At 64.2% G+C, this 15718-nt stretch carries 8 protein-coding genes; 5 read left to right on the top strand and 3 right to left on the bottom strand.

Annotated elements, in window-relative coordinates:
- Positions 1-1076: thioesterase domain-containing protein (locus tag ACODS4_RS26530; protein WP_488868671.1), on the top strand; the 1076-nt coding region annotated here is incomplete at its 5' end.
- Between the two features lie 215 nt (positions 1077-1291).
- Here ACODS4_RS26530 and ACODS4_RS26525 read toward each other — a convergent pair.
- Entirely contained in the window at positions 1292-1924 is a 633-nt protein-coding gene (locus ACODS4_RS26525; protein WP_488868670.1) for a 3'-5' exonuclease, read from the bottom strand.
- Positions 1925-1965: 41 nt separating this feature from the next.
- On the bottom strand, positions 1966-2997 hold the full coding sequence (locus tag ACODS4_RS26520) for a transglycosylase SLT domain-containing protein (protein ID WP_488868669.1): 1032 nt from the start codon (positions 2995-2997) through the stop codon (positions 1966-1968).
- 738 nt (positions 2998-3735) lie between these two features.
- Here ACODS4_RS26520 and ACODS4_RS26515 point away from each other — a divergent pair.
- The 4 genes from ACODS4_RS26515 to ACODS4_RS26500 all read left to right on the top strand — a co-directional run bounded on the left by ACODS4_RS26515 (position 3736) and on the right by ACODS4_RS26500 (position 8401).
- On the top strand, positions 3736-4881 hold the full coding sequence (locus ACODS4_RS26515) for a tetratricopeptide repeat protein (RefSeq protein WP_488868668.1): 1146 nt from the start codon (positions 3736-3738) through the stop codon (positions 4879-4881).
- A 211-nt stretch (positions 4882-5092) separates the two neighbouring features.
- Positions 5093-6739, top strand: coding sequence for a peptide ABC transporter substrate-binding protein (locus tag ACODS4_RS26510; protein ID WP_488868667.1), 1647 nt, complete (start codon positions 5093-5095; stop codon positions 6737-6739).
- A 16-nt stretch (positions 6740-6755) separates the two neighbouring features.
- Complete coding sequence (locus ACODS4_RS26505; protein ID WP_488868666.1) at positions 6756-7847, top strand: tetratricopeptide repeat protein; 1092 nt, start codon at positions 6756-6758, stop codon at positions 7845-7847.
- 53 nt (positions 7848-7900) lie between these two features.
- A complete protein-coding gene (locus tag ACODS4_RS26500) occupies positions 7901-8401 on the top strand; it encodes a hypothetical protein (RefSeq protein ID WP_488868665.1) in 501 nt (166 codons plus the stop codon).
- Between the two features lie 76 nt (positions 8402-8477).
- Here the strand turns inward: ACODS4_RS26500 and ACODS4_RS26495 are convergent, their stop codons facing one another.
- Positions 8478-15695, bottom strand: coding sequence for a cadherin-like domain-containing protein (locus ACODS4_RS26495; protein WP_488868664.1), 7218 nt, complete (start codon positions 15693-15695; stop codon positions 8478-8480).
- Between the last annotated feature and the right edge of the window lie 23 nt (positions 15696-15718).

Here is a 15718-nt window from a genome sequence, read left to right as displayed (position 1 = left end):
GGCAAGACCTTCTCGGCGTTCAGGACGTCGCCCGCGACGATGATTTCTTCGCGCTGGGCGGAAACTCCCTCACCGCCACGCGCCTCGTCGCCGCCGTGCGCGAGCGGTTGGAGCTGCCAATTCCCTTCACCCTGCCCTTCCAGCACCCAACCCTGGCGGGGTTGGCGGCGGAATTGCGCGCGGCGGAGCGGCGGGACAGCGCCACGCTGGTCACGCTGCGCGCCGCGCGCGCCGAGGCCGATCCGTCGATTCCGCCCCTGTTCCTGTTCCATCCGGCGGGCGGCCATGCGCGCGCCTACACGACGCTGGCCCAGTCGCTGCCCCCGGACATCGCCATTCTCGCCCTGCAATCGCCCCAACTGTCCGACCCGGACGCCGAACCGGAGTCCATCGACGCGCTGGCCACGCTGTACGCCGACCTGATCCGGGAGCGGCAACCCAACGGCCCCTACCGATTGCTCGGCTGGTCCTTCGGCGCCTGGTTGGCGGTGGCGGTGGCGGCCCGGTTGGAGGCGGCGGGCGCAACCGTGTCATGGGTTGGCTTGGTGGATTCCCGAACCGATGTTCAGGCGGGCGCGCTCAACCTGCCGGATCTGCCGCTGTCCACCCCCTACATCGCTTGCCTCGACGGTCGGATTCAACGCGTCTTGCTCGACCGACACCGGGAATCCTGCCAAGAGCTGGAACGGGAGCTTGCGGCGCTGCCCGCTGAGCGGCGCGCGGACCGCGTGCTTGACTGGTTCCGCGCCACCTTGCCGGACGCGCGTGATCGCCCCCGCGACCTTCAAGCCTTGCAGATGCGATTCTTCATGAGCGCCCATCGCCTGATGCGGAATTTCAGCTTGCCGCCCGTGACGGCGCCCCTGCATGTCTGGTGGGCGCGCGACACGTTGAGCGACACCCCCTACCGTCGCGGCGCCGATCCACAAGGTTGGCGTGCTTGCGGCGCGGTCACGCTCCGCGTCTTGGACGGCGATCACCAATCCATTTCGCAGTCTCCCAAACTCGCGCGCGATGTCCGGAAGCTTCTGAGCTTGCCGCAAGGATTGTGTGATAGGGAATCGCCTCTGGAATGACGACCAGAACGAGAAAGCGCCTTGAAAAATCTGCTATTCCGGCTGATTTGAGCGCATGAATCCGTGAACGACCGCCGACTTGGGGGTGTTTGAGTCGGAAACGGCGATGTTTGAGCCGCCTGACGGTCGTCAGGCGGCTCTCTTCCGCCAAGTGGACACAATTCGGGAAGAATGAGGTCGGTTTTTGCAGAAACCTTGCCGATTCTATGGTTGGTTTATTCAAACACCGCGTCACGCGGGCCGATGTCGCCATAGGCCATTTTCAGAAAGGCGTCGACGGTCAGATCGGCGTCCAGCAAGGCGCCATGGTGGGAAAAGCGGTCGCTGCGGTCCAGCCACAGCCGGTCGGACAGGGCGTCGAGCGAACCGGACGCGCCGGGGAAATGAATGTGCGACATTTCCTTGGTGCAGATGAAGCGACCGCTGGCGAAAAACTCCTCCCCCCAGCCGATCCGACCGCAACGGGCGAACTCGTAATTCAGGAAATCCATTTCGTTTTCATAGGCGTGGGCGATCAACAGATCCTCGCCCATGAACTCCAACATCGTTTCGACGATCTGGGGGAAGCGCGGCGCCGTCTTCAGATCGTTGGGGCGGATGTTGTGGACCTTGATCGAGTCCGGGTGGATCGGCGCGTCGGGGTTGACGCGGGTTTCCCAGGTCCGGCCCTTGGTCCACCCCGTCTCGTCCCGCAGGATTTCGACGCAGCCGATTTCAATGACGACGCCGGGTTGCCGCAACCCCTTGGGCGCCTTGCGGATGTCCTCAAGACGGGGGGTGCGGCGTCCGGTCGTTTCGATGTCGATGGCGACGAGACGGGTGCGATCGTCCCACGGTTGCGCGGCCATTGGCGTGTTTCCTTATATGTTCGTTGGTGTGTCGGCTTGGCTCAGGCGCCAGGAGCGACGACGAAGCAGGCCATGCCGAGATCGACCAACCCGGAGCAGGTGGCGGCCGCGTCCCGTTGCGACAACCCCGACAGGCGGGCGCGGTAGAGCGGGCCGGTTTGGGTGTCGACCGCCTGCACGATCTTTTGCGTGTGCGTCAGCATTCCGGGCAGCGATTTGCGAGCGCGGTCGATCACCCGCGTGCTGTCGTCGGCGGAACGGAAGGCGCCCAATTGAACGGTCCAGGCGCCGGTCGCCCCGCCGCGCAAGGCGGCGGTGGACACGGTGGCCGGAGCGATGGGAGCGGTCGTGTCCGGCGCGACCACCTGCGTGGTCGGCGGCGCCGGGGCGTAGCTGGGGCGAGGCGCCGACGGCGGAGGCGGCAGGACGGCGACGGCCACCGGCGCGCGCGCGGTGGAGTTGGAACTGGAGGTGAGCGGGGCGGGCGCCGCCGGAGGCGGCGGCAGCGGAGAGGCGGCGGCGAAGGGCGCGTTGTCGGCGGCGCTCGCCACCACGATGTCGGCGCCGTTGGGGGCGGTGGTGCGGTTCAGGCGTGGGCTGACCGACGCCATGTAACGTCTGGTTTCGCCGGGCAGCGACCGCTTTCCGGCCAGATAATCGCCGTAACAGCCGGGGCCGCAGTTGTAAGCGCCCAAAAATCCCGGCGCTCCAAACAGATTGTACATCTCGCGAAGATAAGCGGTGCCTGCGATGATGTTGTCGTGCGGATCGTATGGGTCGGAGCCAAGGCCATGCTTGCGCCGCATCTCTTCATACGTGCCAGGCATGACCTGCATCAGCCCCATGGCGCCCGCCTTGCTGACGATGGGGCGCCCGTTCACCATGGTGCGCCCGCCGCTTTCCTGACGAATCACTTCGCGGATCCACAATTCAGGCATGTCGAAGCGACCGGCGGCTTCGGCGATGTGCGCGTCAAGGTCGGCCTGCGACACGCTGCGTGGCCCGCCGCCCGCGCAGGCGGCGAGCAGAACGGACAGGAAAACGCAGACCAGAAGCGATTTTACGCGGCGCACGGACCCCTCATTTCGCTGATCGACGCCCCCCGATGACGGCCCGATTTTGGGGATCGACGATTGCACATTCGGAGCGGCCCGTAAACTCCACACCCACCCTTTTCGGGTTTGCGCGTTCAAACTCGAGGTTGCGGCGTGGGGCCATATGGCCGATGGCTCTCGACTGAGAAAAGCCGGATTCGCCAGACCGAGTGAGGGGTATGCCGAATTGACGATTCTGATTTTTCGTTGGAAAGCCGCAGGGCGATCAAGGGATTGCTCCGTGAGCGCCATTCAGGGGAATCCTCTATCGGAAAAGAAGTCCAGGGATATTTTTGGGGTTTATCAGAATTGAGCGCGACAAGAAAATTTTTCGGTAAACGAAATGAGGATTCATGAATTTAATTGCGCGCCAGCAAATTAAAGCGCGTTTAATAAAGCCGTGACGCTAAAATTTTTACTAAAAACTTCCAAGACTGCCTCAGCTTTGTTGCAATTGGTTACAATCAATACACATGGACGTCATTGTTTATAGTTATGAGGTTGTGTTTGTATTTATGCAAAAATATGACCAAACGGTTAATATTTCCTCAAGTCCTTCATGGGGTATAGACCCCTAAAATTTAATATGATTGTATGACAGACCATAGCGCCTATCCGACATAGCCTAGCTCCGCTGGCCTCGCCCCGATCCCATCAAGAGGTACACCTATGGATCCGATTTCGCTTCTCGCGGCCCTTGCCACGGCGTTTGGCATCATGTCCGCCGACGCGGTGATGCATGCGGACAGCGTCAATGTCAGCTTGTATGTGCCGGACGACATCGCCAAGACAACGGCGCGGGGCGACGTCATTGAGGATATGTTCATATCCAAGATGCAGGAGATCGGCGACGTCAAATCCTATTTCGGGCGTCCGAACGTGCAATCCAACCGCGCCCGGACGCTGGGCGTGGTGCTGTCCCGCGCGCTGAAGGTCGAAGATTTCGCCGCCGCCGTTCAGCACACCTTCGGCATGAAGACGGCCTCGGTGCTCGGCAGCTTCTCCAAGGACGACAAGGAAGGCAAAATCCAATTGGTCGCGATGGTGCGCGATCCGGACGAACCGCCCTTTCCGCTGATCGTCAAGCGCAACGAATACGAACCGATCACGGACATGGTGGGCCGCGCCGCCCAGCAGGTCATGGAGCATTTGGCTCCGTACATCACCACCCTGTACCTGTTGCAACAGGGCGATGAGCGCCATGATTACACCCAGGTTGACGACCTGATCGCCCGTGAACTGGTGGCTTACGCCGCCAAGTCGCACAACAAGGAGCGGGCCTCGGTCCTCAATGTCGCGGGCATCGTGGCGCTTCACAAAAACAATTTTCCGGAAGCCGCCCGTCTGTTTGAAGAGGCGGACAAGGCGGATCCCGATCTGCTGATTCCGCGTTTGAATCGGGCCTTCGTCATGCTCGCCACCGATCACGAGTCGGAGGTTGAATCCTACCTGAAGCCGACGCTGGAAGCGGCGCGTTATCAACGCGCCTACATGCTGTTGGCGGCGGGCGACGTCATTCGGGCTGGCGCGCACATGAGCGCCCGCAAGTTCGATCAGGCGGAAGCCGCGTTGGACGACGCCGAATATTGGGATCCGACCAGCTCAATCGTCCCGGCTCTGCGCGCGGACGTGAAGCAAGAGCGTGGCGACGTCGTTGGCGCGATGAAGTACAAGGCCAAGGCCAACGTCAATCTGGACAATTTTGAAACCTTCCCCGAATTGGCCAGCCTGTATTACCACGTTTCATGGCGCAAGGGCGAACCCCTGCGTCGCAATGAGTTGAAGCAGGATTCGGCGCGCGCCGTTCTGACCGCCTCGTCGTTGGGCGGCAAGCCCGCCGCCGAGACCAGCAAAGCCAAGTAAAGACAGAGTCCGCGCGCGTGGAGCAGGGGACGTCACGCGCGTCGGCTCGAAGGCCCGTCGCCGCGATGATGGCGATGGGCTAAGTCTTTTTGATTGTTGACCTCTCCGGCTCTACGGCGCCGTTGTTTCAGTGGGGTGGCTGGTGCATACTCAGAAATGTTCGACTGAAAATCCGCCTAGAAACCGTCATATTATTATCGGAGGAGAGACGATGAAATCGATCGTCCGCTGCGCCGGCACGGTGGCCGCGATTTGCCTTGGCGCCGCTGTGGGAACGTCATCGATGGCTCTGGCCGAAACTGTGTTCAACCGGGGCAATGGCGGGGAACCCTCCACGCTTGATCCTCACAACACGGACGGGCGGATCGAATCGAATATTTTTCGTGATCTGTTTGAAGGTCTGGTGGTTTACGGGCCTGATGGACGATTCATGCCGGGCGTCGCCGAATCATGGGAAATCTCTCATGATGGGTTGACCTACACCTTCCATTTGCGCCCGAACGCCAAATGGTCGAACGGGGATCCGCTGACCGCCGAGGATTTCGTCTACAGCTTCCGCCGCGCGGTCGCCCCGCATCCTGGAGCGTCGGCGGCCAACCTGCGGATGATCGAGGGCGCCGAGGCCGTGATGGGCGGCGGATCTCCCGACAAGCTGGGCGTCAAGGCGGTTGATCCGGCGACCGTGCGCATCACGCTGGTGACGCCGACCCCCTTCTTCCTGGGCGTGCTCAGCTCTGACAACATGGCGTTGCCGGTGCATCGCGCAACCCTCGAAAAGAACGGCGACAAGTGGACCGACGCCGGCAAGATGGTGTCGAACGGCGCCTACACGCTGGCCGACTGGCAGCGCGGCAAGCCTTTGGTGGTGGTTCGCAACGCGAATTACTACGCGAAGGATTCGGTGTCCATCGACCGCGTGATCTTCCATCCGGTGGCTGATCCTGGCGAAGAACTGAATCTGTACCGCGCGGGCAAATTGGACATCACCAACGAGGTGCCGCAGGATCAGGTGAAGTGGATCTCGCTGAGCCAACCCAAGGAATTCTGGAACAAGCCGTTCCTGGCCACCTATTACTACGCGCTGAACCTGACGGCGGAACCGTTCAAGGGCAACCGCAGCCTGCGCAAGGCGCTGTCTCTGGCGATCAACCGCGAACAGATCGTTGAAAAAGTGACGCGCGCCGGTGAAATGCCCGCCTATGGGCTGGTGCCGCCCATCGTTCCCAACTACCGCCGCCCGTTGCCCGCCTTCGCCGCTGAACCGATGGAGCAGCGTTTGGAAGAGGCGCGCCGCTTGTTCGCCGACGCCGGTTACGGCCCGTCGCAGCCCTTGAAGTTGGAAATTCTCTACAACACCTCGGAAAACAACCGGGTGATCGCCGAGGCCGTGATGGCCCAATGGAACCGCGCGTTCGGCAAGGGGCTGGCCGTCACCTCGGTCAGCACGGACCGGGGCGAGTATTTGAAGCGCCGGGCGCGGCGGGATTTCCAGGTGGTTCGCGCCGCGTGGATCGGCGATTTCGCCGATCCGACGGTCTTCCTCAACCTGATGCTGTCGACCGCGCTGCCGCCGCGCAACGATCCGGGCTATCACAGCGCCAAATATGACGAGTTGCTGGCCAAGGCCGCGACCATGACCGAGGTGTCCGAACGGTCGGCCCTGCTGGCGGACGCGGAACGGACCATGACCGAAGAATATCCGGTGATTCCGATCTACCATTGGGCGACGAAGTCCTTGGTCAGCCCCAAGGTCAAGGGCTGGAAGTTCAACATCCGCGACGTCCACCCCAGCCGTTTCGTGTCCATCGTCGAGGCCAAGGTGCCCGCCGGCGGCAACAAAACCTCAGCCGCAAACTGAGCGCAGGAGCACAACCATGGATTTCGGATTTCTGGCTGTTCCCATCTACATGGCGCTGATCGCGTTTGGCTTTGCCGTGTTCACCGACACCCAGACCGTCAACATCGAATATGTTGACGTGCCGGAGAGCATTGCGGCGGAAACCGGCTACACCTCGCCGGTGCTGGTCACGCGGCTGGCCGACGAAATGCAGGCCATCGCCAAAAAGGCCAGCACCAAGGCCGAGGTGCGGCAAGTCGAGCTGCACGAAGAAAAGAAACCGGTCGCGGTGCTCAGCGAGTTCGTCGGCCTCACTCCGCTCGTTCGCGTGGTGCAGGAATCGGTGTCGCTGACGCCCTTCACCTTCTCGGGCGAGATCGTGATTCACGGCGATGATCTGGAAATGAAGCTGCGCGGCTATGACAGCCACCATCGCCAGTTCCAGATCGTCAAGACCGCGCACCACGATCAAGTGCCGGAGCTGGTGCGCGGCGCCGCCTATGAGGCGATGCGCGTCGTCAACCCGTATGTGCTGGCCGCGTACCAGTTCAAGCGGGATCGCCTGACCCGCGATTTCACCCCGACGCTGGAAATCATTCAGCGCGAATTGGACCATCACGACACCGAATACTCCAAGTGGATGCTCAATCTCTGGGGCATGGTGTTGTATCAGCAGTCGGATCGGCACGGCGCCATCGAGAAATTCCGCGAGGCCTACGCCATCGACAAGGACTTCCTCTCGCCCCTGCTGAACTGGGGCGTGGTTGAAGCCCGCGAGGGCAATCACGCCCACGCCATTGAGCTGTTCAAGGCGGTGACGAGCAACAAAGCGGCGGCGGCCAAGAACACGGCGGCGGCGGCGGCGGCTTACAGCGAATGGGGGTTCTCGCTGGCCCTGATCGGCAAGTATGACGACGCGTTCGCCAAATTCGAGACGGCGACGACGACGGACGCCAGCTTCGCCGACGTCTATTCGAGCTGGGCTGAGGTGCTGAGCGCTCTTGGCCGCAAGGAAGACGCGTCCCGCATGACCGCCCGCGCTTTGGCGCTGGCCCCAACCGAAGTGGTCTACACCGAAAACCTCATCGGCGCGGTTCAAAGCCTGCCCGCTGCGGCGACCACGGATTGATCTGTGGCCGTTCGGTGACACAACAAGCCCGGATGACGACGGAGACACGCATCATGCTGAAGCCAACATTCACACACAATCGCCTGATGCCGTTGTGCGCGGCGGTGGCGGTCGGGGTTGGTTTGGCCGTGCTGATCGGGTCTCCGTCCCAGGCGTTCGCCAGTGGCGGCGGCGGCGGCAAGGAGAGCAGCGACGGCCATGTTCGACGCAGCGACCATGGCATTCCCCAGGTGCTGGCCGCGCGCAAGCGCGGCAGCCATGGCGGCCACGGCGAAGACGCCGGGGGCCATGGCGGTGGTCACAGCAGCACGATTCTAACTCTGCTTGGTCTTGGCTTTTTGGGCGGCGGCCACGGGGGCGGCCATGGCGGCGGTCACGGCGGCGGCTTGTTTGGCGGGGGCCATGGCGGTGGGCATGGCGCAGGCCATGGAGCCGACCACGGCGCAGGCCATGGTCCTGCTGACGCGCATGGAGCGGCGGCGGATCCGCACGCGGCTCCGGCGGCCGATCATGGCGCCGCGCCGGTCGCTCCGGTGGGTGGCTCGGCCCACTGACCGTCCGCAGGGTTGTTTGCCAAATTTGTTTTCAAACGCGGCAGCCACATCATCGCCAACGCGCGGCAAACGATCCTCATGTGATGTGGACGTTCACCGTGTGGGTGATGGTGTGGCTGTGCGCGTCGGTGATGTCCACCAGGATGGCGTCGTCGCCAGCGACGGCTCCCGCTTGATACTCGTAGACGAAGGCGGAGCCGCTGGCGTCGCTGGTGACGGCGCTGTTGGCCGTGTGCAACGCGTAGGTCAGCGAATCATCGGTCGGCGAATAGCCCAACACCATCCCCTTGTAGATCTGCCCGCTGGCCACGGTGATGCTGTCGAGGTTGGTCGAGGTCGCGTTGCTGATGGTTCCGCTGGGCGTTCCCGGCGCTGACCCCAACGCCGTCCCGCCGCTGGTCTCATCAAATTTCCAATAACCGACCAACCCGCTTTCGTTGCCAAGCAGACGGTGGGAGCCGTCGGCGGCCACTTGACCCGAGGTCCGTGCGCCGGACCAAATCTGAACATCGTTGATCGACCCGACGAAGGGATGGGCGCTGGCCCCGTCGTTGCCGATGGTCAGGTTGTTGGTCGACGCGCCGAGCGCGCCGGCGCTGGTGCTGCGGCTGGCGTCCTGGCTGTTGTCGACATACAGCGCCATGGACGTGGCGCCGTTGTCAAAGACGCCGACGACATGATGCCATTTGCCGTCGTTCACGGCGGTCGCGCCGGTCAGCGAGGTGGTGGCGGCGCCGTTGCCAAGATCGAACACGACCTTTCCACTGGCGTCGAGCGTCAGCCGATAGCCGGTCAGCGCGCTGCCGCCGCCGCTCATTTTGCTGAGGATGGTCTCCCCAGCGGCGCCGCCCGTCACCTGGATCCAGGCCTCCACCGTCAGCGCGCTGGTGGGGGCCAACGCGGCGGTGTGGGCGGCGGTGACGCTGCCGCTGCTGAAGGTCAACGCATGCTCGCCCGAGCCGATCGGATAAGCCGAATCCGACGGGATCGACACCGACAAGTTGGCGATGTCGTGAGCGTCGATCGCACCGCCGGTCGAGGCCGAAAAGCCCAACTTCACCGTGTCTGGACGGGTGTAAGCGACGCTTGACGCGTTGACGTTGGCGCTGCCGAAATCAAAGTCGTTGTAGATGGTCCGCCAGGTGACGCCATCATCCCAACTCATTTGCATCGTCACATGCTGGTTGGCGGTCAGGGTGAGATCGACCTTAATGTAGCTGTTGGAATCAATGCCGCCATAGCTTGTCACCGGAACCGCGCTGCCCTGGATGTAGCGGTATTCGTGGGCGCTGCTGTCGGTCGCCCCTGTCGAAGAGCCGCGCATGCCGATGCTGTTGGTTTGAACGCCCGAGGCCGACCCGTCACCGCCCCAAAAGGCCTGATTCAAGAAATTCCCGTAAGTGTCGAAACCAATGGCCATATAGCCCTTGGTCACGCCCGGCGTGGCGCCGACATAGCCATACCCCAGCGCGCCGCCCACCCCGCCCACGGTCGGCGTCGTCACCGATCCGTCGATCATGTAGAAAGAAAATCCATCTCCGGCGTTGCCGCCACCGCCGTAGGATCGATAATCAAACTGCACATGCATTCCATAACGCAGATCAATGGCGCTGTTGTATACGGCGCTGCCGGATTCGCTGGTTCCCGCCGTGGTCAGATGGAGAACCCCGGATGACACGGTGGGGGAAGGACTGCCGCTGATCGACCAGCCTGACCAGGAGGAGCTGGCCGATTCCTGCACAGGGAATCCGGCGGGGGTCTGGATGACCAGTTGGCTGGCCGATTGCGTGCCGGTGCTGAAGGCGGTCGAACCGCCGTTGACGCTGGTGTCGCCAAAGCCGCCCGCCGTGCCGGTGGAACCATCCCACGCGCGATAGGTGATGTTGGTGGCCCCGCTCCACCCCGTGGTCGGAACAAAGCGCAGCCGGTCGCTGTCGTGCAACAGCAACGCGTTGCTGGCGCTGATCGACGCGGCGGTCACGCTGGTCCAAGCTCCGGCGCCGTTCAGTTGGTATTGCCACGTTCCATTCGACCCATCCAGCGCGGTGATGGCCACGGAGGTCAGAGCGACTCCGGCGTCGGTCACGCCGCTGCTGGCCACCAGGGTCGAAATGGCGGTTCCGCTGGGCGATGCGTCGGACATCACCACAGTAGACAGGCTTCCGGTCGCCGCCGTGTCCACCACCGGAGCGACGTTGCCGACGTAAACGGTCAGGTTCTTGGTGTAGGTTTGGCTGGTTCCGTCGGTGGTCTGGATGGTGACGGTGTAGGCGTGTCCCGCCGTCGTCTCGTAATTCAGCGCGGTGGCGGTGCGCAGTTCCCAGACGCCCGCGTTGTTGACCACGGTGAATTCTCCGCCGCCGCCGACAATGCTGAAGCTGCTGGTGTCGCCGGGGGTGGGATCGGTGGCGGACAATTGGGCGATGGCGGTTCCAACCGCGACCGTTTCCGACACCGAAACCGCGTTGCCCACTGTGCCGTCGCGAACCTCCCAGACATAGACGCCGGGTTGCCCCACGTTGCTGTAACCGGTGTTGTTGACGAAGTTGGACGTTCCCGATCCCTGCACCTCGCCATAGGTGCGCGGCGCCGTCCCGCCTGTGGTCCAACCGGCGGTGCCGCCGCTGCCCCAAGTGATCGATTCATAGCGTTCCTCGATGGCGAAATCACCATTTCCCAGACTGTAGAGACGGATCTGATAGGTGTTGCCGGTCGATGACCCGCTGTAGGCGTGAACGTCCTTGTAGGTGACGCTGACGATGTGGTTCACGCTGTCCACATCGACGTAGATGTCGCCGCCTTTGCGCGTGTCGATGTCGGCGTAATGAATGGCGATCATCGGCGCCGACACCGAAGGGATTCCCTGTGAGCTGTAGGAGGTCAGGCCCTGGCCGAACGTGATGTAGCCGTTGCTGCCAACAAAAAATTGCGTCCCGGCGGAATAGGTGGTTCCACCCAGCTTGAAACCATCGGAAAAGGCGGCGGACACGTTTATCTGTTGATAGGCGTCGTCCGCCTTGTTCAACGTGGTCTCGCCGTACCCTGCGGTTCCACCCAATCCAGCCACGGCGGCATGACCAGCGGTGATGGTGTAATTGCCGCTGAAGCTGGCGGCGGTGGGCGACAGCACGATGTTGGTCGGGCCGGTGCCAAGACCAGCTTCGACGGTGATGCTGAGGGTCTGGCTGCTCAGCACGCCACCCGCGCCGTCTTCCAGCGAGAAGGTCAGGCTGTCCGATCCGACGCCGCCCGAGTTGACGTAGGTGACGTTGCTTCGGCTGTCGAGGTCGGCCTGGGTGAAGGTGTCGCCCACCGACAGCGTCGTGCCGTTCAGCTTTATCGTTCCTTTGGTCGGCAGGGCGGTGACGCGGTAAATCAAGGAGGCGGTCGGGTCGTCAAGATCGGCGGCTTGCAGATTTGTGTTGGTCAGCACCATCGTGCCGCTGGCCAGCAGGGAAATCGCCTGGGTGGTCGGCAGGGTCGGCGCGTCGTCGGCCCCCTCGATGGTGATGGTCAGGGTGGTGGACGACATCAGCCCGGCGGTGTCGCGCACCGTGTAGGTGAAGCTGTCGGTCAGCGTGTCCGTGCTGCTGTGCAACGCCTGAACGGTGGCGTTGCTGTTGTCCACCACATAGCTGTAACTGCCGTCCGCGTTGAGCGTCAGCGTGCCATAGGCGCCGACCAGCCCCTGTCCGACCGTGCCGCCGGTGATCGCCACGACGGTCTTGGTGTCGTCGCTGTCCACATCGGTGTCGTTGGCCAACACGTCGCCGGTCGGATCGACGCCCGCCGTGCCGTTGTTGGTTCCACCCGCCTCAACCGCCGTCGCGGCGTCGGCCACGGCGACGGGCGCGTCGTCGGCGCCCTGTATGGTGATGGTCAAGGTGCGGGACGCGGTCAATCCGACGGTGTCGCTGACCGTGTAGGTGAAGCTGTCGGTCAGCGTGTCGTCGCTGGTTCGCAGGGCCTGCACGGCGCTGTTGGCGTCGTTGACCACATAGGTGTAACTGCCGTCGGCGTTGATCGTCAGCGTGCCATAGAGGCCAATTGCGCCCCCCCCCACCGTGCCGCCGGTGACGGCGGACACGGTTTTGGTGTCGCCGCTGTCCACGTCGGTGTCGTTGGCCAGCGCATTGCCCGTGGCGTTGGCGCCCGCCGTTCCGTTGTTGACTCCACCCGCCTCAATCGCCGTTTCACTGTTGGGTGACGCGACGGGCGCGTCATCGGCGCCCTGAATGGTGATGGTCAGGGTGGCCGTCGAGGTCAGTCCGGCAGTGTCCTGCATGGTGTAGGTGAAGGTTTCGGTCAAGGTCTCCGACGTGGTGCGCAGCGCCTGAACCGCCGCGTTGGCGTTGTCCACCACATAGCTGTAGCTGCCGTCGGCGTTGAGCGTCAGCGCGCCATACAGGCTGACCAGTTCCTGCCCGACCGTGCCGCCGGTGAGCGCCGTAACGGTTTTGGCGTCGCCGCCGTCCACATCGGCGTCGTTGGTCAACACATTGCCCGTCGGGTCAATGCCAGCCATGCCGTTGTTGGTTCCGCCCGCCTCAACCGCCGTCGCGGCGTCGGCCACGGCGATCGGCGCGTCGTTGGCGCCATGGATGGTGATGGTCAGGGTGCCGCTGGCGGTCAAACCGGCGGTGTCGCGCACCGTGTAGGTGAAGCTGTCGGTCAGCGTGTCGCTGCTGGCGCGCAAGCCCTGCACGGAGCTGTTGGCGTCGTTGACCGCGTAGCTGTAGCCGCCATTGGCGCTGAGAGTCAGCGTGCCGTAAAGGCCGGTTGCGCCGCCCCCCACCGCGCCGCCGGTGACGGCGGACACAGTTTTGGTGTCGCCGCTGTCCACATCGGTGTCGTTGGTCAGCACATTTCCCGTCGCGCCGCCGCCCGCCGTGCTGTTGGCGAACCCACCGGCTTCGGTGGCGGATCCAACATCGGCCACCGCGACGGGCGCGTCGTTGCCGCCCTCAATGGTGATGGTCAAGGTGGCTGACGAGGTCAAACCGGCGGTGTCGCGCACCGTGTAGGTGAAGGTCTCCGTCAGCGTGTCGGCGCTGGTGCGCAAAGCCAGCACCGTGCTGTTGGCGCTGTTCACCACATAGCTGTAGCCGCCGTCGGTGTTGAGCGTCAGCGCGCCATAGGCGCTGGTCAGCGCCTGCCCGACCGCGCCGCCGGTGATGGCCGAGACGGTCTTTGTGTCGCCGCTGTCCACATCGGTGTCGTTGGTCAACAGGTTGCCCGACGCGGCGCCGTTCGTTCCAACCGCCGTGGCCGTGTCGGCGGCGGCGGCGGGCGCGTCGTCGGCGCCCTGAATGGTGATCGTCAGAGTCGCCGACGAGGTGAGACCCGTGTGGTCTTGCATCGTGTACGTGATGCTGTCGGTCAGCGTGTTGGCGCTGGTTCGCAGCCCCTGAACGGCGCTGTTGGCGTTGTCCACGGCATAACGATAGGCCCCATCGGCGTTCAGCGTGAAAGCGCCATAGCGGCCAGCCACGCTTTGCCCAACGCCGCCGCCGCTGATCCCGGACACGGTTTTGGTGTCGCCGCTGTCCACGTCGGTGTCGTTGGCCAACACATTGCCCGTGGCGTCGCCGCCCCCGGCGCCGTTGTCGCTCCCCCCGGCTTCGCTGGCCGACCCGACATCAGCCACGGCGACCGGCGCATGGGGAATTGGCGGCGGCGGTGGAGGAGGAAGCGGCGGCGGTGGAGGGGGAGGTGGTGGAGAGGGCGGCGGCGCCACGGGTGGGGGCGGCGGCGGAGGGGGTGGGGAAAGAGGCTGTTCCTCAACAATTGGCGGCGGTGGCGGTGGAGGAGGAGGCGCTGGAGGAGGTGGTGGTGGCGGTGGTGGTGGAGCGGGAGGCGGCGGTGGAGGAGGCGATGGCGTGTCGGTCGTGGATGGTTGCGATGACGCGGGTGTCTGTTCGCTCGTGGATGGAGATGGCGTTTGAGCAACCTGCGCGGCATCGGGTGTGGGCGACGGCTGAGTCTCGGTTGTGGTTTGCGACGCTTGAGAGTCCGTGGCTTGGGCGGTTTCCGACGCGGTTTGGCGCGCTTCGGAGACCGAGTTTCCCGACTCAAGCGCCGTTGACAAGGCGTTGCTGAAGCTTTGCGAGTCGCTGCCCCCCGCCGCGCTGGCCAAGGCCGTCTGGGCGCCGACGCCCGACGCCAAAGCCGCCAACAGGGGATCCGACGGAACGCTGATCGAATTTTGTTGCGCCGCGTCGGCTTGGGCCTGGGCCTGACCTTCGGCCATAGCCGCTTGCGAACCACGTCCAGCGGCCAGCGCATCCACCATCGACGTCAAAGCGGCGTCGCTCAGGGAGCCGCCGGCCGCCAAGCCTTGCGCCAGAGAGGCGACGAGTCGGTCCGCGTCGGACATTGGAACGCCGCTGGCGGCCAAGGCGCTGGTGGCGCTGGTGGCCGCCTGGGCCGCCGCCGCCAGGGCTGTTCCAGCCTTTTCGCCGGACGCCAGGGCGGCGGCAAGGCTGTCGGCAAAAGCGCCTGCGGCGGCGGCGGACATTCCGGCGGTCAACCCGGCAATCGCCTGGTCCGCCGCCAGACCGCCCGCCGCCAACGCCGCCGCCAGTTGCCCCGCCGCGTCCACCGGCGCCGACGGCGGCGTCGCCGCCGCCGCCGCCGCGTGGGCCGAGGTCAAGGCGACGTCAGGCGAGGCGCCGTTCGCCAAGGCGGTTTGCAGATTCGACAGGAAGGCGTTGGTGTGTTCCGGCGACATGCCGGATGTTGCTGTGGCCAAAGCCTGCGCGGCGGCTCCGCCACCGGTCGCCAGGGCGCCCGCCAACTTTTCCGCCGCAGACGTGTCAACCGCGCTGGATTCCAGTCTTGCGACGGCCGCCGCGTTGGCGGCCTTCAATTCCGCGATCAGCGGCTTGCCGCTGGCCAGCGCGTTGGCCAGAGCCTCGCCATCCAGCATGACCGGCCCGCCAAGGGCCTTCTGCAAAAGTTCTTGGACATTGGCGCCGTTGGCCAGGGCGATCTGCAACGCCTGGGCCTCGTCCACCGGTTGGCCGGTCAGATTGGCGTCGTCAACCCAGACCCGGCGCACCTCTTCGGCGGCCTGTTGCGGCGAAACCCCTTTGCCGAGAAATTCGACATAGCGGTGAATGATCTCGTCAGCCATCTTCGGCGACGCGCTCGCGTCGACGCCGTATTTCTCCAACCGGGCGGCGAGATCCGTGAGGACAGCCGACCGCGCGCCGGACACGCCATCGCCAGCGGCCAGAGCCTCCATGAAACCATCAGGAGGGGTCCATCCATCCAGATCAATTTCCACGCCCATGCCGCTTGCGCCACCTCCTCGCT

It is taken from the genome of Azospirillum sp. FG154 (assembly GCF_057809575.1).
This window is presented reverse-complemented; position numbering and strand designations above follow the sequence as displayed.

Coding starts and splice junctions, on each gene's coding strand:
- ACODS4_RS26525 (WP_488868670.1), bottom strand. CDS start 1,924: ATGGCCGCGCAACCGTGGGACGATCGCACCCGTCTCGTCGCCATCGAC.
- ACODS4_RS26515 (WP_488868668.1), top strand. CDS start 3,736: ATGTCCGCCGACGCGGTGATGCATGCGGACAGCGTCAATGTCAGCTTG.
- ACODS4_RS26510 (WP_488868667.1), top strand. CDS start 5,093: ATGAAATCGATCGTCCGCTGCGCCGGCACGGTGGCCGCGATTTGCCTT.
- ACODS4_RS26505 (WP_488868666.1), top strand. CDS start 6,756: ATGGATTTCGGATTTCTGGCTGTTCCCATCTACATGGCGCTGATCGCG.
- ACODS4_RS26500 (WP_488868665.1), top strand. CDS start 7,901: ATGCTGAAGCCAACATTCACACACAATCGCCTGATGCCGTTGTGCGCG.
- ACODS4_RS26495 (WP_488868664.1), bottom strand. CDS start 15,695: ATGGGCGTGGAAATTGATCTGGATGGATGGACCCCTCCTGATGGTTTC.